Genomic DNA, 22,347 nt, shown 5'->3' on the forward strand with positions numbered 1-22,347 from the left:
CGCGTCAGAGCAGTCCGTACCCGACCTTGGTCGCGATCTTCTGCAGCAGGGGAAAGATGGCGGGATCGTTGAGCGGCATCCGGTTCGACGGAAAGGCCGGGAAGGTCTTGCCGGCTCGGCCGAAGAGGACGACGTTGGTGCCGGTCATGCTGGACGGCACGCACAATCCGTCGATCTGGTCACCGAGTGCGGCCACGATGTCTCGCGCCCAGCTCTGACCGTGGGGCGCGGGGCGGGTGATCAACGAAGCCGACGCTCGGTGCCGGATGAGCCAGCTGCTGCGTGGGCCGAGATCGAGCAATTGCAGCGGTCGCATCGGACTCCAGACGGTGATCACCGGAGTGTCCGTGTGCCGGTCGATCATGCGGGTGCTCTGATTGGTCTCCGCGCACGCCGCGGCAAGGGTGGATGCCGTGTACAGCACCCCGTAGCGAGGTGGGTGTTCCTTCGGAGGTCCCGCCGGGTGCGGGTCCCACCGCTGTCCAGCCACCGGTCCGTCGGTGCGCAGGGCGCCGTACGGGATGGGGTGAGCGCTTTGCGTCGGCGCGATTCGCAGCAGCGAGCCGGTCCAGGTTCGTACGTCGGCCGGGGTGAGGGTGAGCGGCACCGGTGGATTGTTGGGCGCCTTCGGGGATCTGCGGCTCACCGGCGCGTCAGTCCGGCTACGAGATCGCAGACAGGATCAGGATCTCCGCCACCGACGAGCCATTCGATCGGTGACGTGTCGTCCAGTTCGGGTTGCGACGTCTGCATGAATCCGGCGATCACCTGCGGATGGACACCGGGCGGAATGTGGGACACGAGCCGGGACAGATTCGGAAGCGGCACGTGCTCGACCTCGGGCACCGCGTCTTCGCCGGGGATGTAGTCGTAGGTCGTGTGTTCGATGAATTGCCACTCCGGAAGGCGCAGTCTGCCGGCTACCCGGACGGCGTAGTAGCGATTCTCCTGAACCCCGCGAGTGATGTTGGAAGTGTCGCGAGCGAGCAATTCTGCCGCCTGTCGGGTGGAGAGCGTGGAGTTCACCAGGTCACGGGCGACCCCGGCGTCGTGAGCGGCGATGCGCGAACCCAACGCGGGGTCGCGCGCCTCACCCGTGACCTGCTTGCGGTCGGCGGCAGAGAGTCCGGACAGCCCAAGAATCTGGTCAAGGTGTTCGGGCGGCGCCGGGGCTACAGCGGGGTGCGGGGCGCGCGTGGGCATCCATTCCGGATGTTCTGCCATGGCGCGCGTGAACTCGGCGACCGAGATGTCGGTTGCGATCGAGTTGAGGAAGTCCTCCGGTGCGGTGCTGACCATGAAACCTACCCTACCGCATGGCTTGCATTGCCCATGCGTGAAGATGCGCTCACTCCGCAGTGATGTCTGCCGCGACCGCGTGTCGTCCGTCCGCGGATTGGGTGACATTCGCACCGACAGCGGTGCGAATGTCACCCAATCTCGCGTCAAACGACCTGGATCGAGCGGATGGAATTGCCGAAGGTGATCCGCTCGATGGCGGCGGTGTTGCGGCTCGGGTCGTCGGCTGCGCCCAGAGTGAGCAACAGCGGGACGAAGTGATCGGCGGTCGGGTGCGCAATCGCCGCACCCGGGGCCTTTGCCTGATAGTCGGTCAGGGCGTCGACGTCGCCGCGGGCCAGCGCGTCGGCGGCCCATTGGTCGAACGCCTTGATGTGACCGAGCAGCTCCGGCCGATCGAACACCGCGAAGCTGTGGGTCATGAAGCCGGAGCCGATCACCAGGATTCCCTCCTGACGTAGCGATCGCAGCCGGTTGCCCAGTTTCAGCAGGGCAACCGGATCCAAGCTGGGCATGCTGAGCTGGACGACGGGCACATCGGCGGCCGGATACATCGCCATCAACGGGATGAAGGCACCATGATCAAGTCCGCGGTCGGTGAACTGGTGCAGCGGGGTCGTGTCGGAAAGCATGCCGGCGACCTGGTGCGCGACCGCGGTCGCGTCGGGAGTCCGGTACTGCAGGGTGTAATAGCGCGGGTGGAAGCCGCCGAAGTCGTAGTACAGCGGCGTTCCCGCCGCGGTGCCGGCGATCGCCAGCGGCGCGTTCTCCCAGTGCGCGGAGACCACCACGATCGCCCGCGGTTTGGGCATCGTCTGGCTCCAGGCGAACAGATCGGCCAACCACTGCGGATCGTCCAGGGTGGGCGGCGCGCCGTGGCTGACGAACAGCGACGGCAGTGGACCGTCCGACGGCTGCCAGACCTTCTGTTCGCGAGCCTGCGGCAACACCCGGGCGAGGAGTTCGTCGTACGCGCCGGCCGGCACCCTGGTGTCGAAGGCGAACGGGTCGGTGATCATCGTGGCTCCTGGTGGATCCGGCCTCAACTTGAGGTTTCAAGTACACGATACCCGCGCAACTTGAATGGTCAAGTTGTGATCGATAGGGTCGTCGCCATGGGCCGACCGGACGACGCAGTGCAGTGGTTGTCGAGTGACGAGCGAGCTGCCTGGCTCGCGGTCACCGCGTTGACGATGAAGCTGCCGAGTGCACTCGATGCCCAACTACAGGCCGACGAGGGGTTGAGTTTCTTCGAGTACATGGTGCTCGCGGTGCTCTCGGAACAGGATGACCGAACACTGCAGATGAGTGTGATCGCGACGGCGACGTCGGCCTCGCTGTCTCGGCTGTCCCACACCATGACGCGCCTCGAGCGACAGGGCTTCGTACGACGCGGCCGGATGCCCGGTGCCGGACGTCGTACCAGCGCGACGCTGACCGATGCCGGATATCGCAAGGTCGTCGAGGCAGCGCCCGGCCACGTCGCCCGGGTCCGCGAACTCGTCATCGACGCGATCTCCCCTGCCCAGCTGAAGACTCTGCGCAAGATCGGCGCCCAGGTGATGGCGCGGATCGACCCCGATCACCCGGGCAACTCCGGTGAGATCGCCTGGGTCTGACGAAGAGCTACACCGACGGGACGATCAAGCGACATCGATGGGGACGGCGTGAGTTTCCTGTCCAGCGCCGCCCATTGCTCCGCCACGGCAAGGAACGTCGACGGGGCGAAGGAAGGCACCTGGTCCGGCAACGGCCCGGGCGCGAATGCCTTGTGGTGCCGCTCGCCGCGCACCGGGTCGCTGCCAGCGATGACAACAAGGCTCCCCGGAGCGTCGTCGAGGAACATGTCCAGGTCCACAATGTGCCTCTAGCGGCACTTGAGTGACATTGTCTGGGCAACCTTGACGCTAACGGGGCTCCGACGACTGCAGTCCTCTCGGTGGCAGTCTCAGCCTCGATCCGGCTGCGAGCTCAGTTGCTACGCTCGGGCGTGGCGGCATGCCAGATCTGGTGGGCGAAGGGTCCTTCACCAAGATCATGTGTGCCGGTCGAGTTGACCAGGAAGACCTTGCCGTGCGGCGCCCGAAACAGGAAGGTTCCGGGCTCGGGTTGTCGGCGATTCCACAAGCCGTGGGTGATCAGGTTGTGTTCGCGCCGGCCCAACGGGGCGAGATTGTCCTCACGAGTCTGCCCAGGAACACCGTCTCGATACGGGTCGCTATGGTCAAGATCAAGACCTTGACCGCGTGATGATGAGAACGGGAAGACGCTGGTCAGCCGCTTCAAGAACATCCGCTCCCGCATCGCCCGCGGCACCTCATACGCATCCACCGGAGTCAGGTCGACGTTCAGGTCGATCACCGGCTTGACGGTGACGTCGCAGCGCCCCAGCCAGTCGGCGACCAGGCTCGACACCACAGGGCCGATGTCCTCCACCCGGGCGACGCCGAGCCCTGACTCCAGGGTCTCCCTGGCGATGTGCACGTACAGCGTGGCGTCGGGACGCATCCGGGCCGGATCCAGCCGACCGATCGCCGCGACCATCGCCCGAGCCAACACCCGATCCTGATCGATCCGCGGGAACCGGACCGGATGATCAACCTCGGCTTGCCTTCCCGGTCCTTCGACAAGCTCAGGACCCTCCGGCTGCATTCCTGGCCCTTCAGTCTCACCCGCAGGACCAAGATCAACACCGGACAGATCCTCGACACCCTCAAGATCGGGATCGAACAGCGACGGCGCGTCATCCTCGGCCAGCAGCCGCAACGCGTGCAACGGATTGGCCAAGATCCCGACCGCCGCAGCCCGCCGCAGATTCTTGGTCCGGGTGTCACCGCGGCCGGCGAGGACGTCGGCGATCCGGTCCACCATCGCCTCGAACCAGATCACGTCCGGCGCGCCGCCCCGCCAGAACAGGGTCTTGGTGCCGTGCTCGACACTCTGGCCGACCCACACGCCCTGCTCGGTCTGGAATTCCTCGGCCAGCTTGGAGATCCGGTCCGCATCGACCTCGATGATCTTGGCTTCCAGCAGCCGCAGCACTTGGGACCAGTCGGAGCGGCCGACGTAGTCGGCCACGGCCTCGTCGGCCAGCAGCGCCTGCGCCAAGGTGAGGTGGTGGGTCTCTTGAGCGATCTTCTGCGCCTGCCAACCGTCGATCTTGTAGCCGACCAGACGAGCCCACAGTCGCGGCAGTCGATGCCGAATGTCCAGGGCGTCGCCGATGAACCGCTGGGTCCGCCCGATCGACCACCCCTTGTGGACGCCGAACTCGGCGACCGCGAACCCCGCCATCTCGGGCGTCCCGTCGCCGCCGGGACGGATCGGCCGATCTCCACCGGCGATTCGCAATTGGTGCGGGTCGATGCTCTCGGCCGGATGCTGATGGGCCCAGTGCACGGCGGTGATCAACTTGTTGTTTCGTCCGGCCCGCTCCTGCAGATCAGCAAGATCGGAACAACGCAGCGCCTCCTCCGGGCTCCCCACCTCGGGGAGCACGAACGCCGCCGCATCGCTGATCATGAAGACCATGCTACGGACGAGGTCTGACACTGCTGCTGGATCGACGTCCAAGATCAGACTCGCGGGGATCTCTTTCTGGTAACGGATTCCGCGAATCACCGTGCAGCCGGCAACGTGCGCCCTACCCGAAGAAGTCCTCGTCGACCTTGACGATCTCGACGGTGCGCTCCACCTGTACGCCGACGCCGTAGCGAATCATCAGTTGGGCCAGCCGCGCGCCGTCGATCAGCACGACCCGCGATGGAACACTCTGGGTGTAGGCGGTCGCGCCGCTGCTGAAGCGGCCGGTGGTGATGAAGACGCCGCGATCGGCCTGCTGCCCGTGCAGCGCGCCGACGAAGCCCGATCTCCGGGCGTTGTACCGCGGCATCGAGCCGATATCGCTTGGCCTGCACGTAAATCCGGTTGAGACCGAGTGCGTCCTGGTCGATGATCCCGTCGATGCCGCCGTCGTCGGACAGTTGAGTACGCGTGCCCTTCCCCTGGGTACCGCCGTAGCCCGTCGCGATCAGCAGATCGACCCACGGCCTGTTCGAAGAACGCCGGCTCTTGATCATGAAGCCGAGTGAGAAGGTCGTCGGCCAGCTCGGCGTGGATGCGTGCGATCCCCTGCTTCACAGGATCGCGGTCGACACTCCTGCATACGGCTTGAACACACCGGATGGCAGCTTGATGATCGCGTCCAGTTTTTGATCTTCGACCAGGACCCTCCGCAATTCCTTGTGTGCCTTGGAAGATCCGAACAGCACACCGTCCGGCACGATCACCGCAGCCCGGCCGCCAGGCTTGAGCAGCTTCAGGACCAGCGCGACGAACAGCAACTCCGTCTTCTTGGTTTTCGCCACCCGCTGCAGGTCCTTCGACGTGGACTCGTAGTCCAGCGAGCCGGCGAACGGAGGATTGGCCAAGATCAACGTGTACTTCTCGGCATCGGTGCTGGCACCCTCGCTCAGTGAGTCGCGGTAGCGGATGTCGGGCGACTCGACACCGTGCATCAGCATGTTCATGCTGCCGATCCGCAACATGGTCGAGTCGAAGTCGTACCCGTGGAACATGCTGGAGTGGAAGTGCTGGCGTTGAGCCGCGTCGTGCAGCACCGACTTGTGGGTGTCGCGGACGTACTCCGAGGCCGCGACCAGGAAGCCCGCCGTGCCGCAGGCCGGATCGCAGATCTCGTCGTCCGGCTGCGGCGCCATCATCTGGACCATCAGCTTGATGATGTGCCGCGGTGTCCGGAACTGCCCGTTCACCCCGGCACTGGCGATCTTGGACAGCAGATACTCGTACAGGTCGCCGTTGGTGTCGCGATTCTCCATCGGGATCGCGTCGATCAGGTCCACCACGCGCGACAGCAGTCCGGCGTTCGGGATGGTGAATCGGGCGCCCTTCATGTGCTCGGAGTAGGTCGAGCCGTCGCCGCCGAGCGATCTGAGGAACGGGAACACGTCGTCACCGACGGTGTGGAACATGACCTCGGGATCCTGGTTCTTCAGCCGTGACCAGCGGAGCTGCTGCTGGTCGGCCGAGAACAGGAGCCGGGCGGGCTGTCCGGTGCGCCGGGCCTTCTTCTCCTCCAATGTCTCCAGGTCGTCGAGCCGACGGATGAACAGCAGGTAGGTGATCTGCTCGATCACCTCGAGTGGATTGGAGATGCCGCCGGACCAGAACGCGTCCCAGACCCGATCGACCTTGTTCTTCAGTTCGCCCGTGATCACGCGGGTCACAATACTGCCGCTCTGCCGAGCGTCGATTCGGCGGATCCAGCTGCCTCGGGACCAAAGTCCCGGGATCGACCGAATCTGCCCGCGTTGCCTGGCGGAGTCGATACGTTCTCGGTTGCCGAGGCCGCCGCTCGTCGGGAGCGACCGCCCCGGCGTTCCATGTCCAGCTCTCCCCGAACGGATTCCTCATGCTTCAGCGCACCCTGCGCAAGATCGCCATCGCGCTCGGCGCCACGACCGCCGGCATCAGCCTGATCGCGGTCAACGTGCCCAGTTCTTCGGCCGCGACGACGTGCACCCTGCAAGGCAGCCTGCCGAGCAAGATCGTGATCAACAAGCGCGACGTGATCGTGCACAGCAAGTTGTCGGGCAGCGGCGACTGCAAGCCGAAGGGCGGCGGATTCTCCTACGCCGCCGCCAATCTTGACGGACCGCAGGGTGCCGAGGACTTCGCGTATTGGGATCGGATCGGCGACAGCGAGCGCTTCGACTTCTGGGCCTACGACATCACGCCGGGTAGCTACACGCTCCGGGACGGCGACGCCTGGGTGTACGACGCCGACTACAACGACGTGCCGGTCAAGTGGAAGGCAACGTCGACCAAGATCAAGTTCGGCAGCCGGGTGATCTCCACCAAGAGCAGCCGCAAACAAGCCAAGGTGACTGTTTCGGCCACCGCACAGCGCTACACCGCCGACGAGAAGTACAAGTCGTACAAGACCAAGGTGTATCTGCAGCGCAAGACCAAGAACGCCAAGTCCTACTCGGCATACAAGACGCTGACCTCCTCTGCCACCGGCAAGATCAGCTACAGCTACAGCACCAAGAAGCAGTACCGCTACCGGTTCGTGATCAAGGACGCGGCATCGGTGTGCGGGTCGACCTCGGCCAGCACCTATCGCTGAACCGGCCGCGTGCGGACAGCTAACGGGCGGGATCGCCAAGCCGGGAACGGATCGCGCGCGGGAGACCCGCGAGAACGAGCTCGTAGGAGTGCGTGATCATCCAGCGGAGATCGTCCTCGTCGACGGTGCCGTCAAGATCAACAGTGTTCCAGTGCCGCTTGTTCTGGTGGTAGCCGGGGCGGACGGCGGGATGGCGGTCCCGCAGTTCCAACGCCAACTCGGGTTCGCACTTGAGGTTGACGCTGCCGGGACTGCCTTCCAGCGACACCAGGGCAAACATCTTGCCGCCGACCTTGAACACCGCGGCACCGTCGCCGAACGGGTAGTCCTCGATCGCCCCCAGCAACGATCCACACAGATCGAGTACGTCGTCGCGGTTCATTCCCGCTCCGCGGAGTGCGCAGGGTCGACGCCGTCCAGGAAACGTCGCGGGTCGAAGAGGCCGATCGGGTGACCGGTGTGGCCGTGCTGAGCCAGATCGGCGAGGATCTCGCCGATCACCGGGACGAATTTGAAACCGTGGCCGGAGAAGCCGGCCGCTATCGAAACTTGATCATGGTCGGGGTGCGCGCCGAGGACGAAGTGCTCGTCGGGCGTCATCGTGTACATGCAGACCTTGGCCTTGATCGGGTCGCCGGTGGCCGGCACCAGGCGCCGCATCCGCTGCTGTACGGAGTTGATCTCGGCTGCGGCGATGGTGCGATCAAGATCATCGGCGGTGGTTTCGATCAAGTTCCCGGCCCGATGCACGCCGATCTTCATCCCGCCGTCGACGCCCTCGTGCATCGGAAATCCGTAGATCTGTTGATCATCGTGGCGTTCCTCGATGTAGACCGGATGATGATCAGCCGCGTAGGCGCGGTGGGGCAGCGCCTCGGTGACCTGCGGTTCGAACCAGTACATCACCTGCCGCTGCACCACCAGCGGCAGTCCGAGGTCGGCCAACAGCACCGGCATCCACGCCCCGGCCGCGAGCACCAGCCGGTCCGCGGCGTAGCTGTCCCGGCGGGTCGTCACCCGTACTCCCCCACCGCGTCCGACCGACCAGCCGAGCACCGGCTCGGCGAAACGCAGGTCCGCGCCTCGGGCACGGGCGAGATCGAGATTGGCGCGGATGGCTGCCTCCGGCCGGACGAAGCCCGCGTTCTGTTCCCAGACCGCCAGCGCATCCTCGGCCGGCGCGAAGGTCGGAAATCCCGTCCGGATCGCGGACGCGTCCAGCACCTCGTGCGGCAGCCCCCACTTCTGCGCAGCAGCCAGAGCACCGGTGAAGATCGGCCCGTCCGCGTTGCCGATGTAGAGACCGCCACAGAGGGTGATCAAGTTGATCTTGGACTCTTCCTGCAGCCGACGCCAACCCGCGTAAGCGGAACGCAACAACGGCACGTAGTCGGCGCCCTCGAAGTAGGACTGCCGGATGATCCGCGACGCGCCGTGCCCGGAACCTTGATCATGGGCCGGCCAGAACGCCTCCAGACCGAGCACCCGGACGCCTCGGCCGGCCAGTTCGTTGGCAGCGGCGGCACCCATCGAGCCCAGCCCGACGACGATCACGTCGGGATCAGGCATAGACAGACCTCACGATGCCGTACGCCTGGTCGAGCTTGCCCCACTCGTCGGGGTCCGGCCCGTCGTACACCATGGCCAGCGGACCGCCGTAGCCGGCGTCACGCAGCACACCGAGACTGCGCCGGTAATCGGCCTCGTCGATGACGCCCGACGCGTCCGTGCTGACCTTGGCCTGGCAGCTTTCCGCCCGGGCTGCGACCGCCGCAAGCTCGTCGTACTTGCCGTCGCCCTTCCAGTTGCCGAGGTCGATCAGGAATCCGATCCGCCCCGCGGTCCGGTCCAGGATCTCGTTCACCGACGCCGCGTCCGGCATCATCGCCAGCCAGTTCTCGATCATGATCCTGGTGCCCGGGTGCCGGTCGGCGAGTTGAACCAGCCGTTCGACGCTGGATCGCAGGGCGTCCGGTCCCGGCGGCTGTTTGCCGGCCGGCACCCGCACCCGGTCGACGCCGAACTGCTCGGCCGTGTCGATCCAGCCCGACAGCCAGTCCCGCTGCTGGTCCCCGTCGACCGGATCGGCCAGATCACCCTCGTCGATCAACAGGCACTCGACCGCGACGCCGGCGTCGTCGAAGGCAGACCGCAACTCGCCCAGATAGCCGACTTCCCTGCTGGGCAAGTAGAAGTGGCACAGCTGCACGCTGTCGTAGCCGTGCCGGGCGAGTTCGGCCGGCAGGTCCAGCAACGACAGGCCGCCACCGCCGCCCTCCGGCAGCTGCCCCAACGGCATCGAGCCCGGCGCGACGTACCGGCCGAGCGTGCGGAACAGCGACCAGGAGTGCAGGGATTTCGCGGTGGAATCGGCATTTGGGTTCATGGTGCACTCCCGGTACGAAGGGTCGGTTGACTCCCCCGAACGCTACCGGTGATTGCCGCCGCCGCTGTTGAAGCCGTTGCCGTTGCCGAAGGTGCTGGTGCCGTTGCCAAGGGTGTTGGTGCCGTTGCCACTGTCGGCCCCGCCGACGAGCTTCTGCGGCGCCGGATCGAACTTCTCCACCGGCAAGGATTTCAAATAGTGATTCATCGTCGGTCGCCACAGATCATGGCCTGCGTCGCCGCCGCCGGTGCCGCTGAGCACCACGCCGGTCGACGGCACCGTGTAGTCCTGAAGCCCGTTGCTGCGATAACTCGCCGGCTTGTCACTGCGGAACGGCTTGCGGCTGGTGTCCTCGCTGATCATGGACACCGCCTCCGCGTTTGGGGTGTAGCCGTTGAACCAGACCGCGGCATTGCTGTCGATGGTGCCGGTCTTGCCTGCCTCCGGACGTTGATCAGCGGTTCGCGCGGGCGTGCCGGTCCCGGTGTCGATCACGTGCGACAGCAGATCGTTGACGGTGTCGGCGATCCCGGAGCTGATCACCCGGTGACAGCCCGCGTCCGGCGGTGTCAGGTTCTTGCCATCGGGAGTGTTGATCTGATCGACGATCACCGGTGTGCATCCGATCCCGCCGGCGGCGAAGGTCGCATAGGCGCCGGCCATCGACAGCGGGCTCACCTCCGCGGTTCCCAACGTCAGCGACGGTTTGTCGTCGTACGAGGTGATCGGCGCGCCCTTCGTGTTGCTCTGCACGCCCAGCCGGTCGGCCATCTTCACCACGTTGCACATGCCGGTGTCCAGCTCCAGCTGGACGAAGTAGTTGTTCACCGAATACTCGGCGGCCTTGATCATGTTCATGTTGCCGTTCACGCCGGTGGAGTTGTCGACCGTCCACTTGCCGATGGTCGATTTCCCGTTGCAGGTGGAGAATTTGGTGCCGCTGTAGTCCCGGCTGGCCGGCGCATCGAGCCGTGTCGACAGCGGCAACCCCTTCTCCAGCGCTGCGGCGGCGGTGATCGCCTTGAAGGTGGAGCCGGGCTGAAAGCCGGTCGAACCGCCGAGGTCCGCCGACGCCGAATAGTTGTAGTAGGTCTGACCGTCGCCGCTGCCCATCTCGGACCGATTCTGCGCCAGCGCGGTGATCTTGCCGGTGCCCGGTTCGACGATGTCGGTGACTGCGATCAACGGGTCGGTGCCACTGATGATCTTGTCGATCGCTTGCTGGGCAGCGTTCTGGGCGTCGACGTCGATGGTGGTCCGGATCGTCAAGCCGCCACGGTCCAGCGTGTGCTGGCGTTGCCGGATCGTGCTGCCCAGGCTCGGCAACTGCAGCAGCGTACGTTCGGCGTAGTCGCAGACGAACGGATAGGTCGACGCGGAGCAGCCGCTGGTGATGCCGACCACCGCAGCTTGATCAAATCCGGTGGCCTGTGCTGCCCGTTCGGCCTTTGCGGTGATCATCTTCAGCTCGGCCATCCGGCTGAGCACGTAGTCGCGTCGGTCAAGCGCGGCTTGTGGGTGCTGCACCGGGTCGTAGCCGTCCGGGCTTTGCACCAGCCCGGCCAGCAACGCCGCCTCGGGCAGGGTCAGTTGTGCCGCGGTGGTGCCGAAGTAGTGCTCGGCGGCTGCCTGGACCCCGTACGCTCCGTCGCCGAAGTAGGCGATGTTCAGATACCGCTCGAGGATCTGGTTCTTCGTCAGGTGCTGCTCGACCGACAAGGCGTAACGCAGTTCGGTGATCTTGCGCTGGTAGCTGTCGTCGGTGGCTTCCCTCACCGCGGCTTGATCATCGGACAGTTCGGCGTCGTTGACCAGCACCTGCTTGACGTACTGCTGGGTCAGCGTCGATCCGCCCTGCACCGTCGATCCGTGCGCCAGGTTGGCCAGAAACGCCCGGATCGTGCTCTTCAGATCGATCGCGCCGTGGGAGTAGAACTTGTTGTCCTCGGCCGCCAGGATCGCCTGCCGCATCACCGGCGCGATCTTGTCCAGCGACACGTACGTGCGGTTCTGGTCGTAGAAGTAGCCGATCACCTGCCCGTCGGCCGCGAGCAGGGTGGACCGCTGCGCCTGGGTGGTGTCGGTGAGCTTGGTGGGAAACTCGGCGAGCTCGGACTGCGCCGCTCGGCTGCCCACACCGGCCAGCGCGAGCACCGGCACGGCCAGCCCGGCCACCAGGCATCCGGCCACAACCGAGACCAGCAGGAACCACAGTGCGCTGCGACCGCGCTTGCCTGGTGACGCCATGCCTTCTGAGATTAGACGCGGGTGGCTATGGTCCCGCTGTGATCACCGGTGCTGATCACGCTTCTTCGCCCGATCAGCGGGCTTCTTGGTGTGATCATCGGGCTTCTTCTCAGGCCCGGTTGAGAAAACGGCCTTCACGGTGCCGTACTGGGCGATCTTGCCGCTGCTCGGCGAGAAGCCGATCAGCTTGCCCTTGGGCACGCTGTCGCTCGCCTTCTCCTCCCGCGTCACGGTCAGGCCGGAGTCCTTCAGCTTCTTGATCGCCTCGTCGGTCTTCAGCCCGGTCAGGTCCGGGAAATCGACCTGCTTGCCGTGCACGTACGCGTCCGGCACGTCGGCGAAAGCGGTGGCCGGCTTGTCCGCCAGGTAGGCGGTCACGGCCGGTTTCCAGATGCCCGGTCCGGCGTCGCCGCCACCCGAGCCGCTGAGGAAGGTGTGGGTCGACGGCACCGTGAAGCCCTTCAACCCGGAGCTGCGATAGCCCGGTTTCGCCTTGTTGAACGGCGCCATCGTGCTGTCGATGGAGATCATCGCCGCACCGGCGATCTCGGGGGTGTAGCCGGCGAACCAGACCGCCGCGTTGCTGTCGATGGTGCCGGTCTTGCCTGCCTGCGGCCGATGATCATCAAGCCTGGCCCTCGGTGCCGAACCACCGTCGACCACCCCGGTGAGCAGCTTGTTCACCGCGGCCGCGACGTCGGCGGAGATCACCCGTTTGCAGTTCGCGCTCGGCGCCGCGATCTGCTTGCCGGCGGCGGTGGTGATCTTGGAAATGATGATCGGATCGCAGTGGATGCCGCCGGAGGCGAAGGTCGCGTACGCCTCGGCCATCGACAGCGGGCTGACCTCGACGGTGCCCAGGGTGAACGAGGGCTTGTCGTCGTAGGAGGTGATCGGCGCACTCTGCACACTGCTCTGGGCGCCGACCTCGGCCGCCATCCGGGTCACGTCGCACATCCCGGTGGCCAACTCGAGCTGGACGAAGTACGTGTTCACCGACCAGGCAGCGGCCTTGGCCATGTCCATCTCACCGCTGCGGCCGGTCGAGTTGCTGACCTTCCAGTCGCCGGCGATCGAGGTCCGCCGTTCGCACGAGTCGAAGTGGGCGCCGCCGAAGTTCATCGTCTTCTTCGCGTCGAACTTCTTCGCGATCGGGATGCCCTTCTGCAGCGCCGCCGCGGCGGTGAACGCCTTGAAGGTCGACCCGGCCTGGAACCCCTGGCCACCGCCCATCGACTGCGGCACCGAGTAGTTGTAGTAGGTCTCGCCCAACTTGGCGTCCTTGCCCATCACCGGCCGGCTCTGCGCCATCGCCACGATCAGCCCGGTGCCCGGCTGGATCATGTCCATGGTGGAGATCAGCGGATCGGTCGCCCCGATCATCTTGCTGACCGAGCGCTGGGCCATGTCCTGGGTCTTCGGATCGATCGCGGTCTGCACCGTCAGACCGCCGCGGTCGATCGTCTTCTCCCGATCCTGCACCGTCTCGCCCAGGCTCGGATCGTTCAGCAGCGATCGGCGGACGTAGTCGCAGAGGAACGGGTAACGGGTGTCGATGCAGCCGTTGCGGACGTGCTGCACCTGCTTGGCGTCGAAGCCGGTCTTGATCGTCGCCTGGGCCTGCTGCGGTGTGATCTCGCCCAGCTCGGCCATCCGGCTGAGCACCTGATTACGCCGATCCAGACCGGCCTGGGGGTGCTGCACCGGGTTGTCGGAGTCCGGGCTCTGCACCAGCCCGGCCAGCATCGCCGCCTGCGGCAGGGTCAGCTTGGCCGCGGTGGTGCCGAAGTAGTGCCGGGCCGCCGCCTCGACCCCGTACGCACCGTCGCCGAAGTAGGCCAGGTTGAGGTAGCGCTCCAGGATCTGGTCCTTGGACAGCTTCTGCTCCAACGCGATCGCGTATCGCAGCTCGGTGATCTTGCGCTGGTACGTGGTCTCCTGGGCGTCCTTCACGGCCTGCTCGTCGCCGGCCAGGGTGGCCTCGTTGACCAGCACCATCTTCACGTACTGCTGGGTGATGCTGGATCCGCCCTGGACCGTGCCGCCGGCGGCGTGGTTGGTGACGAAGGCGCGCAGGGTGCCCTTCGGGTCGAACGCGCCGTGCTGGTAGAACCGGTGGTCCTCGATGGACAGCAGCGCCGACCGCATCACCGGCGCGATCTTGCTCAGCGGGACGTAGATCCGGTTCTCGTCGTAGAAGTAGGCGAGCATGTTGCCGTTGACGTCCAGCACCTTGCTGCGCTGCGGCTGCGGCGGCGTGGTCAGGTTGGTCGGGATCTTGGTCAACTGGTCGTTCGCGGCCCGGGCGCCGACGCCGGACGCTGCCGCGAACGGGATCGCGAGCCCGGCGACCAGCAACCCGCAGAGCGCGCTGACGACGACGAAGAGAGCTCCGGCACCGGTGACGGCGCCGACTCGCTTCAGTCCGCTGGGCATAGGGGCGAGGTTACGTGAATTGCTTCACGTAGTCATCGTGAGCACGCTGCCTTGAGCCTTTGCTCAGCCGAAATGGAGCAGCGCCTTCGCTGGGACGAAATCGAGCCCGAGCTATTGCTCAGCGAATGCGTAGCTTGCGCATCACCCGCAGGCCGCCGAGGACCAGGTTGACGAACTGCTCGCGACTGAGCCCGGCGACCGGGTCGAAGCCGAGCAGGTGGTGCTGGCTGGAGATGGTCTGCGGTTCGGTGTATTGCATCAGTCCGGGGATGCCGTGCCGCCGGCCCAGTCCGGACTGCTTGCGGCCGCCGACCGGGGACGCCGAGGCGTAACCGGAGGCGTACCCCTCGTTGATGTTGACCATGCCGGCCTCGATCCGTTCGGCGATCGACCGGGCCCGGGCGACGTTGCCGCCGAAGACCGCCGCGTTCAGCCCGTACGCACTGTCATTGGCCAGCCGGACCGCCTCGGCGTCGTTGCCGAAGCCGGTCACGGTGACCACCGGGCCGAACACCTCCTCGGTGCTGATCTCGGCGTCCGGGGCGGCTCCGGTGAGAATCGTCGGCTCGTAGAAGTACGGGCCGATGTCCGGCCGGGCGCGGCCGCCGGTCACCACCCGGGCGCCGTCGGCGACCGCCCGTCCGACCATGCCGGTGACCCGATCGAGTTGGGCCGCCGACTGCAGCGAGCCGACGTCGGCGGTGTAGTCCAGTCCGCGGCCGAGCCGCAGGTCCTTGGTCGCGGCCACGAACCGGCGCAGGAACTCCGATTGCACACTGCGGTCGACGTAGATCCGTTCGATCCCGATGCATAGTTGCCCGGCGTTCCCGAAACAGGCCCGCAACGCCGCGGTCACGGTCCGATCCAGGTCGGCGTCGTCCAGCACGATCATCGGGTTCTTGCCGCCGAGCTCCAGGCTGCAGCCGATCAGCCGCTGCGCACAGCGCTCGGCGATCTCGCGGCCGGCCCGGGTGGAGCCGGTGAAACTGACGAAGTCGGCGCCGTCGATCAGCGCGGTGCCCAACTCGTCCGGGTCGGCCACCACGGTCTGCCACAGCTCGGGCCGCAGCCCGGCCTCGATCGCGTAGTCGCGCAACAACAGCGACGACCGCGGCGTCTTCGTGTCCGGCTTGTGCACGACGGTGTTGCCGGCGAGCAGCGCCGGCACCACATCGGCGGCCAGGGCCAGCGGGTAGTTCCACGGGGTGATCACGGCGACCACGCCGCGCGGCCGGGCGTACTCGTGAGTCTTGGTCAGGATCGGCATCGCGCCGGGCCGGCGCCGGGTCCGCAGCAACCCGGGCGCCCTGCGGGCGTAGAAGAGGATCGAGGCGACCGTGTCCATCAGCTCCTCGGCGGCGTGTCCGCGGGCCTTGCCGGTCTCCTGCTGGATCACGTCCAGGACCTGTTCGCGCCGATCCAGCAGCATCGCACTCAGGGCCAGGAACGGTTCGGCCCGGCGTTTCGGATCGGTCGCCGCCCAGCCCGGCTGGGCCTGGCGTGCCGCGGTGAACGCCCGCTCGGCGGCGGCCGTCGTTTCGGTCTCGATCATGATCTGAACCTACCCGTCGGCTGGCGCCGGACCTGAGGACGGACAATACCGGGGTGAGAGTCGCCATGATCAGCATGCACACCTCACCCCTGGACACTCCCGGCGTCGGGGATGCCGGCGGGTTGAACGTGTACGTGGCTGAGCTCGCGCACCGGCTCGGCTCCCGCGGTGTCGAGGTGGACGTGTTCACCCGCCGCCGGGATGCCGACGTGCCCGAGCGGATCCGGATCAGCGACGAGGTCAGCGTGCTGCAGGTGACGGCCGGCCCGGCCGCGGAGGTGGCCAAGGAGGAGTTGCCCGGCCTGACCGGTGATTTCGCCGCCGAGCTGGCACGGCGCTGGGGCGAGCGGGACTACGACCTGGTGCATTCGCATTACTGGCTGTCCGGGATGGCCGGGATGATCATGGCCTCGGCCCGCGAGCTGCCGCTGGTGCACACCATGCACACGATGGCCCGGGTGAAGAACCTCAACCGAGCCGACGATCATCTGACCGAGCCGGACGTGCGGGAACACGGTGAGTCCGAGATCGTCCGCCGGGCCACCGTGCTGACTGCCAACACGCAGGACGAGGCGGACGAGCTGATCCGGCACTACGACGCCGTCCAAGATCAACTCGCGATCGTGCCGCCCGGAGTTGATCTTGAGATCTTCCATCCCTGCGACCAGATCCAGTCGCGAGAACGGTACGACGTCGATCTCGACGCCAAGATCATCTTGTTCGTCGGCCGGCTGCAGCCGTTGAAGGCGCCGGATGTGCTGATCGACGCGGTAGCCGAGATCCTGCGCCGCCGGCCGGAGCTTCGTGATCAACTTCGGTTGATCATCATCGGCAGCCCGAGCGGTCCGCAGAGCACCTGGGCCGACGCGTTGCCGGACGCCATCGCCGATCACGGTCTGACCGATCAGATCATCGTCCGGCCGCACTCGCCTCGGGCCGAACTCTTCCGCTGGTACTGCGTTGCCGACGTGGTCGGCGTGCCGTCCTACAACGAATCGTTCGGCCTGGTCGCGTTGGAGGCGCAGGCCTGCGGACGGCCGGTGGTGGCCACCGATGTCGGCGGCCTGCGGCACGCAGTCCGCGCCGGCGAGACCGGGCTGCTGGTGGACGGCCACGATCCGGTCCGCTGGGCGGACGCGCTGGAGTCGCTGCTGGACAGCCCGGCCCGCGCCCGCGAACTGGGTGCCGCCGGAGCCCTGCACGCGGCCGGCTTCAGCTGGGACAACACCGCGGCCGCCAGCCTGGCCGCCTACTCGCGCGCCTTGCGCCGCCGCGACTGACCTCGTACGCCGCCGGTGCCCTCGATCGCGTCCGCAGCCCGGACCAACGCCAGATGCGACAGGGCCTGCGGTGTGTTGCCGGCCTGCCGGTCGGCTGCGGTGTCGTACTCCTCCGACAGCAGACCAAGATCATTACTGAACGACAACAGCCGATCCATCAGCTTCTCCGCGTCCTGTTTGCGGCCGCTGCGCGCGTACTGCTCGACCAACCAGAAGGAGCAGGCCAGGAACGGCGCCTCCCCCGGCGTCAACCCGTCCACCGTCTCGCCCGATCCCTGCTCCACTTCGAGATCGGTGCGGTAGCGCAACAACAGACCGTCGGCCAGCAACTCGTCCTCGATCGCCGCCACGGTGCCAAGCATCCGCGGATCGTCCGGCTCGCAGAAGCCGACCTGCGGCAGTTGCAGCAGGGAGGCGTCGACGCCGCGGGAACCGTAGTACTGCGTGTAGGTGTTGCGTTCGACGTCGAAGCCGTTGGTCTCGATCTCCTCGCGCAGTTGATCACGAAGCTGCTCCCAGCGATCCGCCGGGCCGTCCAACCCGAACTCGCGGACCGCCTTCACCGCCCGGTCCAGCGCGGCCCAGATCATCACCCGGGAGTGGACGAAATACTGCGACTGGCCGCGGACCTCCCAGATCCCGCTGTCCTTGCGTTGCCAGGTCGCCTCCACCCGATCCAGCAGGGCCCGCTGCAACGGCCAGCTGAAATGATCATCAGCTAGGCCGGCCCGGCGGGCCGCGTCCAGGGCGACCATCACCTCACCCATCACGTCGCCCTGATACTGATCCACGGCACCGTTGCCGATCCGGACCGGTCGAGAGCCGGCGTAGCCGGGAAGATGATCAAGCTCACGCTCCTCCAGCTCGCGTTCGCCGGCCAACCCGTACATGATCTGGACGTCCTCCGGATCGCCGGCGACCGCACGCAGCAGCCAGAGTCGCCAGTGCTCGACCTCCTCGGCGTATCCGTGTTGCAGCAAGGCTTCCAGCGTCAGGGATGCGTCCCGCAGCCAGCAGAATCGGTAGTCCCAGTTGCGTTCGCCGCCGAACCGCTCCGGCAGCGAGGTGGTCGCGGCGGCGACGATGCCGCCGGTCTCGCGTTCGGTCAGCGCCCGCAGCACCAACAGCGAACGGTGCACCTGCTCGGCGTACGGTCCACTGACCTCGCACCGGCTGGCCCAGTACTGCCACCAGATCGTGGTCTGCTCGATCGCCTGATCGACGTCGATCGGCTCGGGCCGCGGCTGGTAGGACCGGTAGGACTGCAACACCAGATCGGTGCCTTGGCCGGCGGTCAGTTCGAACTCTCCGGCATGCCGGTGACCGTGATGGCTGCGGTCGGCGCGAGGAAGGTGCGCACCGCGGATCACCAGCGCCGACGGGCCGGCGATCGCCAGCAGGATCGCCTCCCCGGCCTGGTGCTCACGCCGTACCCACGGCAACACCTTGCCGTAGTTGAACCTGATCACCAGCTGCTGCCGCATCGTCACCGTGCCCTCGATGCAGCGCACCCGACGGATCACCGTCGGCTGATGATCGGCCGACATCAGATCGACCACCTGCACCACCCCGGTCTCGGTCCGGTAGGTGGTTTCCAGTACGAAGGTGTCGGGCAGATAGCGGCGGGTCAGTTCGAGGATCCGGCCGGTCGGCGCCAGCTGCCAGTAGCCGTGGTCGTCGGTTCCGAGCATCCGGGCGAACACCGACGGGGAATCGAACCGGGGCAGGCACAACCAGTCGATGCTGCCGGTCCGGTTGACCAGTGCCGCGCTGCGGCAGTCACCGATCAGCGCGTAGTCCTCGATCGCCCGATGATCGTCGTGGTCGCCCCATGCGTCCATGTCAGCTCTCCTGCCAGAAGACGGCGTCGGTGACCCGGCGGGCCCGGCGCGCGATTCGTTGATATTCGGCCACCAGATGCGATCCTTCGCCGCCGGACCGGCCCATCAGCTGGGCTACCGCGGACAGCTCCCGGGGATCGGTCGGGAAGGTGTCCGAACTCCTGCCGCGGACCAGCATGATCTGGTTGCGGATGCGGCTGGCCATCAGCCACGCCTGCCGCAGCCATCGTGCCTGCTGATCGCCGATCAGGCCGTGCCGGGCGGCCACCTCCAGCGCCTCGATGGTCCGGCTGGTCCGCAGCTCGGGCACGGTGCCGGCGTGCTGCAACTGCAACAGCTGAACCGTCCACTCCACGTCCGTCAGGCCGCCGGGGCCGAGCTTGAGGTGCTTGGACGGATCGGTGCCGCGAGGCAACCGCTCGGCCTCCATCCGGGCCTTCAACCGGCGGATCTCGGTCACCTGGGTCGCGGTCAGCCCGTCGGCGGGCCAGCGCAGCGGGTCGATGACGTCGACCAGCTCCCGGCCGAGTTCCAGATCACCGGCCAACGGCTCGGCCCGGATCAGCGCCTGCATCTCCCAGGTCGACGACCAGCGTTGGTAGTAGGTGCGGTACGCGGCCAGCGTCCGGATCAGCGGGCCGCCCTTGCCTTCGGGTCGCAGGTCGGTGTCGATCACCAGCGCCGGATCGGCGCCGGGCAACGACAACAGCCGGCGCAACTCGGTGATCACCGCGGGCGCGACCTTGGCCTGGTCGTCGGACCGGTCGGATTCGGCGCGGTCGGATTCGGCGCGGTCGGACAACACGAACATGGCATCGGCATCCGAGCCGTAGCTCAGCTCCCGGCCGCCCCAGCGGCCCATCGCGATCACCGAGATGGTGGACTCCGGATCGGCGCCGGCTGCCTCTCGGACCACCGCGAGCGCGGTGTGGACGGTCGCCGAGGCGAGATCGGTCAGCGCCTCGCCGATCTGCAGCACGTCGCTGAGTCCGAGCAGATCGCCGGCCGCGATCCGGAAGAGTTCGCGGCGCCGGATCGCCCGGATCGCTTCCACCGCAGCGGTCGGGCTGTTCTGCCGCCCGGCCGCCGCCGACATCTCCGCTCGCAGCTTCTCGAAGTTGCGCGGGATCAGTTCATGATCATCGGCGAGCATCTGCACGCTCTGCGGTGCCCGCTGCAGCAGGCTGACCGCGTACCGACTGGAGGCGAGGATGCGGGCGAATCGCTCGGCCATCGCACTCTCGTCCCGCAGCGCCCGCAGATACCAAGGGGTGGTGCCGAGTGCGTCGGAGGTCTGCCGGAAGGCCAGCAGACCATGATCAGGATTGGGCCCGTCGGCGAACCAGCCGAGCATCGCGGGCAGCAACTGCCGCTGGATCTCCGCGCGCCGGCTGACCCCGTTGGAGAGCGCCTCGATGTGCCGCAGCGCGGCCTTCGGATCCTCATAACCCAAGCCCTGCAGGCGATCCTGGGCCGCCTCGGTGGTCAGCCGGACCTCGGCCGAGGAGATGCTGGCCACGGCGTCCAGCACCGGTGAGTAGAACAGCCGCCGGTGCAGCATCCGGACCCGATTGGCGGTCGACCGCCAGGTGCTCAACAGTCCGTCCACCGGGCTGCTGTAATGCAGCGAGCGTCCGATCCGCCGAAGATCATCTTCTGCCGTCGGCAACACATGAGTACGACGCAGCCGGTTCAGCTGGATCCGATGTTCCAACGAGCGCAGGAATTGGTAGGCCAGGCCGAAGCCCTTGCCGTCCTCGCGGCCGACGTAGCCGTAGTCGATCAACGCCTGCAGGGCCTCCAGGGTTGACGCCGACCGCAGCCGGACGTCGGCTCGGCCGTGCACCAACTGCAACAGCTGGACGGAGAACTCGACGTCGCGCAGACCGCCCGGACCGAGCTTGAGCTCGCGGTCGGCGATGTTCTGCGGGATGTGTTCGATCACCCGCATCCGCATCGCCCGGGCGTCGGCGATGAAGTGATCACGCTCGGCCACCTCCCACACCATCGGCGTGATCATCTGCACGAACTCCGTACCAAGATCACGATCACCGGCCACCGGCCGGGCCTTCAACATGGCTTGGAATTCCCAGGTCTTGGCCCACTTCTGGTAGTAGCCGCGATGGCTGGCCAGGGTGCGTACGAGCGGACCGGCCTTGCCCTCGGGTCGCAGCCCGGCGTCCAACTCCCAGATGGTGCCGGCCGCGGTGTGGGCCGAGCAGATCCGGGACAGTTCGGCGGCGAGTTGGGTGGCGATGGTGATCGCCTCGTCGATGCCGACCGACTCGTCGGCCGGTTCGGCGACGTACAACACGTCCACATCGCTGACATAGTTGAGTTCCTGGGCACCGCACTTGCCCAAGCCGATCACCGCCAGCCGGCAGCGAGCCGCGCGTTCGGGGCCGATCACCCGCCGGGCCAACGCCAGGCCGGCCTCCAGCGTCGCATCGGCCAGGTCGGACAGCTCGGCGGCGATCTGGGGCATCAGTTCGATCGGTTCCGGCGCGACAAGATCACGAGCGGCGATGCGCAGCAGCGCGCCGCGGTAGCCGATCCGCAGCCGATCACCGAGCTGGTCGATCGGCGGTTCGCTGGCCACCGGAATCTGGTCTTCGGGTCGGGCGCCGACCGCGGCCAGCATCTCGGCGCGCAGTTGATCAGCCGGCGTCCTGGTGCCGTCGCCGGTCAGCCGGTCGAGGTGTTGCGGATGCGCCAGCAGGTGTTGCTGCAGGGCCGAGCTGCCGCCCAGGACCAAGATCAACCGGCGGGCCAGCTCGGGCTCGATCAGAAGCCGATCCAGCAGCCCCGGCAGCTCGTCGGCGAGCCGATCCAGGCCGAGCAGACCATGATCAGGATCGGCGGAGTCGCTGACCAGCTCGAGCAGCGGCAGGTGTTCGTTGCCCCAGCCCGCCAGCCGAGCGGCGGCGGTTGCCGAATCGGTGAAGCCGCGTCTGGCCAGCGCCCCCTGAGTGATCTGCAGCGTCTCCACACCGCGATATTAGGGGGCGGCGGGTGGGCGGCGAGCACCGCACGGCGTCGGTCTGCTGAAACCTGGATGTCGGCCAGGTCATGCAGGAGTGGGTGGCCAGCAGCGAAGCTCGGCCCGGTCAGTCACCGCTTCGCGAAACTGCTGTTGCAGAAGACGCTCGCCGGCCGGA

Annotated in this window: 18 protein-coding genes and 1 pseudogene; 3 read left to right on the forward strand and 16 right to left on the reverse strand. The window is 66.9% G+C overall.

All coding sequences use genetic code 11. The annotated features are described in order from the left end of the window. Nucleotides 1-4 precede the first annotated feature (4 nt). From FOE78_RS18930 to FOE78_RS18940, 3 genes are all read right to left on the reverse strand, one after another. A complete protein-coding gene (locus FOE78_RS18930; RefSeq protein ID WP_168207595.1) occupies nucleotides 5-607 on the reverse strand; it encodes an RES family NAD+ phosphorylase in 603 nt (200 codons plus the stop codon). 35 nt (nucleotides 608-642) lie between these two features. Continuing rightward, nucleotides 643-1,299 carry a hypothetical protein gene (locus FOE78_RS18935; RefSeq protein WP_143987665.1) on the reverse strand — a complete coding sequence of 219 codons (657 nt, stop codon included), beginning with the start codon at nucleotides 1,297-1,299 and terminating at the stop codon, nucleotides 643-645. Nucleotides 1,300-1,445: 146 nt separating this feature from the next. Next, nucleotides 1,446-2,318 carry a dioxygenase family protein gene (locus FOE78_RS18940; RefSeq protein WP_143987666.1) on the reverse strand — a complete coding sequence of 291 codons (873 nt, stop codon included), beginning with the start codon at nucleotides 2,316-2,318 and terminating at the stop codon, nucleotides 1,446-1,448. Nucleotides 2,319-2,414: 96 nt separating this feature from the next. Between FOE78_RS18940 and FOE78_RS18945 the strand changes: the two genes are divergently transcribed. After that, on the forward strand, nucleotides 2,415-2,918 hold the full coding sequence (locus tag FOE78_RS18945; protein ID WP_143987667.1) for a MarR family winged helix-turn-helix transcriptional regulator: 504 nt from the start codon (nucleotides 2,415-2,417) through the stop codon (nucleotides 2,916-2,918). On the opposite strand, the gene FOE78_RS18950 is transcribed toward FOE78_RS18945, so the two are convergent. From FOE78_RS18950 to FOE78_RS18965, 5 genes and pseudogenes are all read right to left on the reverse strand, one after another. After that, on the reverse strand, nucleotides 2,882-3,157 hold the full coding sequence (locus tag FOE78_RS18950; protein WP_143987668.1) for a hypothetical protein: 276 nt from the start codon (nucleotides 3,155-3,157) through the stop codon (nucleotides 2,882-2,884). The two genes, FOE78_RS18945 and FOE78_RS18950, sit on opposite strands and share 37 nt — an antisense overlap. 113 nt (nucleotides 3,158-3,270) lie before the next feature. Then, on the reverse strand, nucleotides 3,271-4,821 hold the full coding sequence (locus FOE78_RS18955; protein WP_143987669.1) for an HNH endonuclease signature motif containing protein: 1,551 nt from the start codon (nucleotides 4,819-4,821) through the stop codon (nucleotides 3,271-3,273). Between the two features lie 121 nt (nucleotides 4,822-4,942). Then, nucleotides 4,943-5,191 (reverse strand): restriction endonuclease, encoded by a 249-nt coding sequence (locus tag FOE78_RS24460; RefSeq protein WP_266094985.1) that lies wholly within the window; start codon nucleotides 5,189-5,191, stop codon nucleotides 4,943-4,945. Nucleotides 5,192-5,222: 31 nt separating this feature from the next. Next, a pseudogene (locus FOE78_RS24465) lies at nucleotides 5,223-5,378 on the reverse strand (hypothetical protein); the annotation flags it as partial. Between the two features lie 57 nt (nucleotides 5,379-5,435). Next, nucleotides 5,436-6,536 (reverse strand): type I restriction-modification system subunit M, encoded by a 1,101-nt coding sequence (locus tag FOE78_RS18965; protein WP_228265891.1) that lies wholly within the window; start codon nucleotides 6,534-6,536, stop codon nucleotides 5,436-5,438. A 194-nt stretch (nucleotides 6,537-6,730) separates the two neighbouring features. Between FOE78_RS18965 and FOE78_RS18970 the strand changes: the two genes are divergently transcribed. Next, on the forward strand, nucleotides 6,731-7,447 hold the full coding sequence (locus FOE78_RS18970) for a hypothetical protein (RefSeq protein WP_143987670.1): 717 nt from the start codon (nucleotides 6,731-6,733) through the stop codon (nucleotides 7,445-7,447). 19 nt (nucleotides 7,448-7,466) lie between these two features. Here the strand turns inward: FOE78_RS18970 and FOE78_RS18975 are convergent, their stop codons facing one another. The 6 genes from FOE78_RS18975 to FOE78_RS19000 form a co-directional block, all read right to left on the reverse strand. Further along, the gene (locus FOE78_RS18975) at nucleotides 7,467-7,829 is read right to left on the reverse strand and encodes an MmcQ/YjbR family DNA-binding protein (RefSeq protein WP_143987671.1); all 363 of its coding nucleotides are present in this window, start codon (nucleotides 7,827-7,829) and stop codon (nucleotides 7,467-7,469) included. After that, complete coding sequence (gene solA / locus FOE78_RS18980; protein WP_143987672.1) at nucleotides 7,826-9,016, reverse strand: N-methyl-L-tryptophan oxidase; 1,191 nt, start codon at nucleotides 9,014-9,016, stop codon at nucleotides 7,826-7,828. The genes FOE78_RS18975 and solA overlap by 4 nt, the downstream gene beginning before the upstream one ends. After that, a complete protein-coding gene (locus FOE78_RS18985; RefSeq protein WP_143987673.1) occupies nucleotides 9,009-9,833 on the reverse strand; it encodes a sugar phosphate isomerase/epimerase family protein in 825 nt (274 codons plus the stop codon). The genes solA and FOE78_RS18985 overlap by 8 nt, the downstream gene beginning before the upstream one ends. Before the next feature lie 42 nt (nucleotides 9,834-9,875). Beyond that, nucleotides 9,876-12,080: a transglycosylase domain-containing protein gene (locus tag FOE78_RS18990; protein WP_143987674.1), complete on the reverse strand. Its 2,205-nt coding sequence runs from the start codon at nucleotides 12,078-12,080 to the stop codon at nucleotides 9,876-9,878. A 42-nt stretch (nucleotides 12,081-12,122) separates the two neighbouring features. Beyond that, nucleotides 12,123-14,516, reverse strand: a complete 2,394-nt coding sequence (locus tag FOE78_RS18995) for a transglycosylase domain-containing protein (protein WP_143987675.1) — start codon at nucleotides 14,514-14,516, stop codon at nucleotides 12,123-12,125. A gap of 118 nt (nucleotides 14,517-14,634) precedes the next feature. Next, nucleotides 14,635-16,068, reverse strand: a complete 1,434-nt coding sequence (locus FOE78_RS19000) for a succinic semialdehyde dehydrogenase (RefSeq protein ID WP_143987676.1) — start codon at nucleotides 16,066-16,068, stop codon at nucleotides 14,635-14,637. A 53-nt stretch (nucleotides 16,069-16,121) separates the two neighbouring features. Between FOE78_RS19000 and mshA the strand changes: the two genes are divergently transcribed. Then, nucleotides 16,122-17,348 (forward strand): D-inositol-3-phosphate glycosyltransferase, encoded by a 1,227-nt coding sequence (mshA, locus tag FOE78_RS19005; protein WP_228265892.1) that lies wholly within the window; start codon nucleotides 16,122-16,124, stop codon nucleotides 17,346-17,348. Here the strand turns inward: mshA and FOE78_RS19010 are convergent. Together FOE78_RS19010 and FOE78_RS19015 are read right to left on the reverse strand one after the other, a co-directional pair. Continuing rightward, the gene (locus FOE78_RS19010; RefSeq protein WP_143987678.1) at nucleotides 17,318-19,189 is read right to left on the reverse strand and encodes a glycoside hydrolase family 15 protein; all 1,872 of its coding nucleotides are present in this window, start codon (nucleotides 19,187-19,189) and stop codon (nucleotides 17,318-17,320) included. The two genes, mshA and FOE78_RS19010, sit on opposite strands and share 31 nt — an antisense overlap. A 1-nt stretch (nucleotide 19,190) precedes the next feature. Next, nucleotides 19,191-22,178 carry a bifunctional [glutamine synthetase] adenylyltransferase/[glutamine synthetase]-adenylyl-L-tyrosine phosphorylase gene (locus FOE78_RS19015; protein WP_143987679.1) on the reverse strand — a complete coding sequence of 996 codons (2,988 nt, stop codon included), beginning with the start codon at nucleotides 22,176-22,178 and terminating at the stop codon, nucleotides 19,191-19,193. Nucleotides 22,179-22,347 lie beyond the last annotated feature (169 nt).

The sequence above is a fragment of the Microlunatus elymi genome (assembly GCF_007362775.1).
GTDB lineage: Bacteria > Actinomycetota > Actinomycetes > Propionibacteriales > Propionibacteriaceae > Microlunatus > Microlunatus elymi.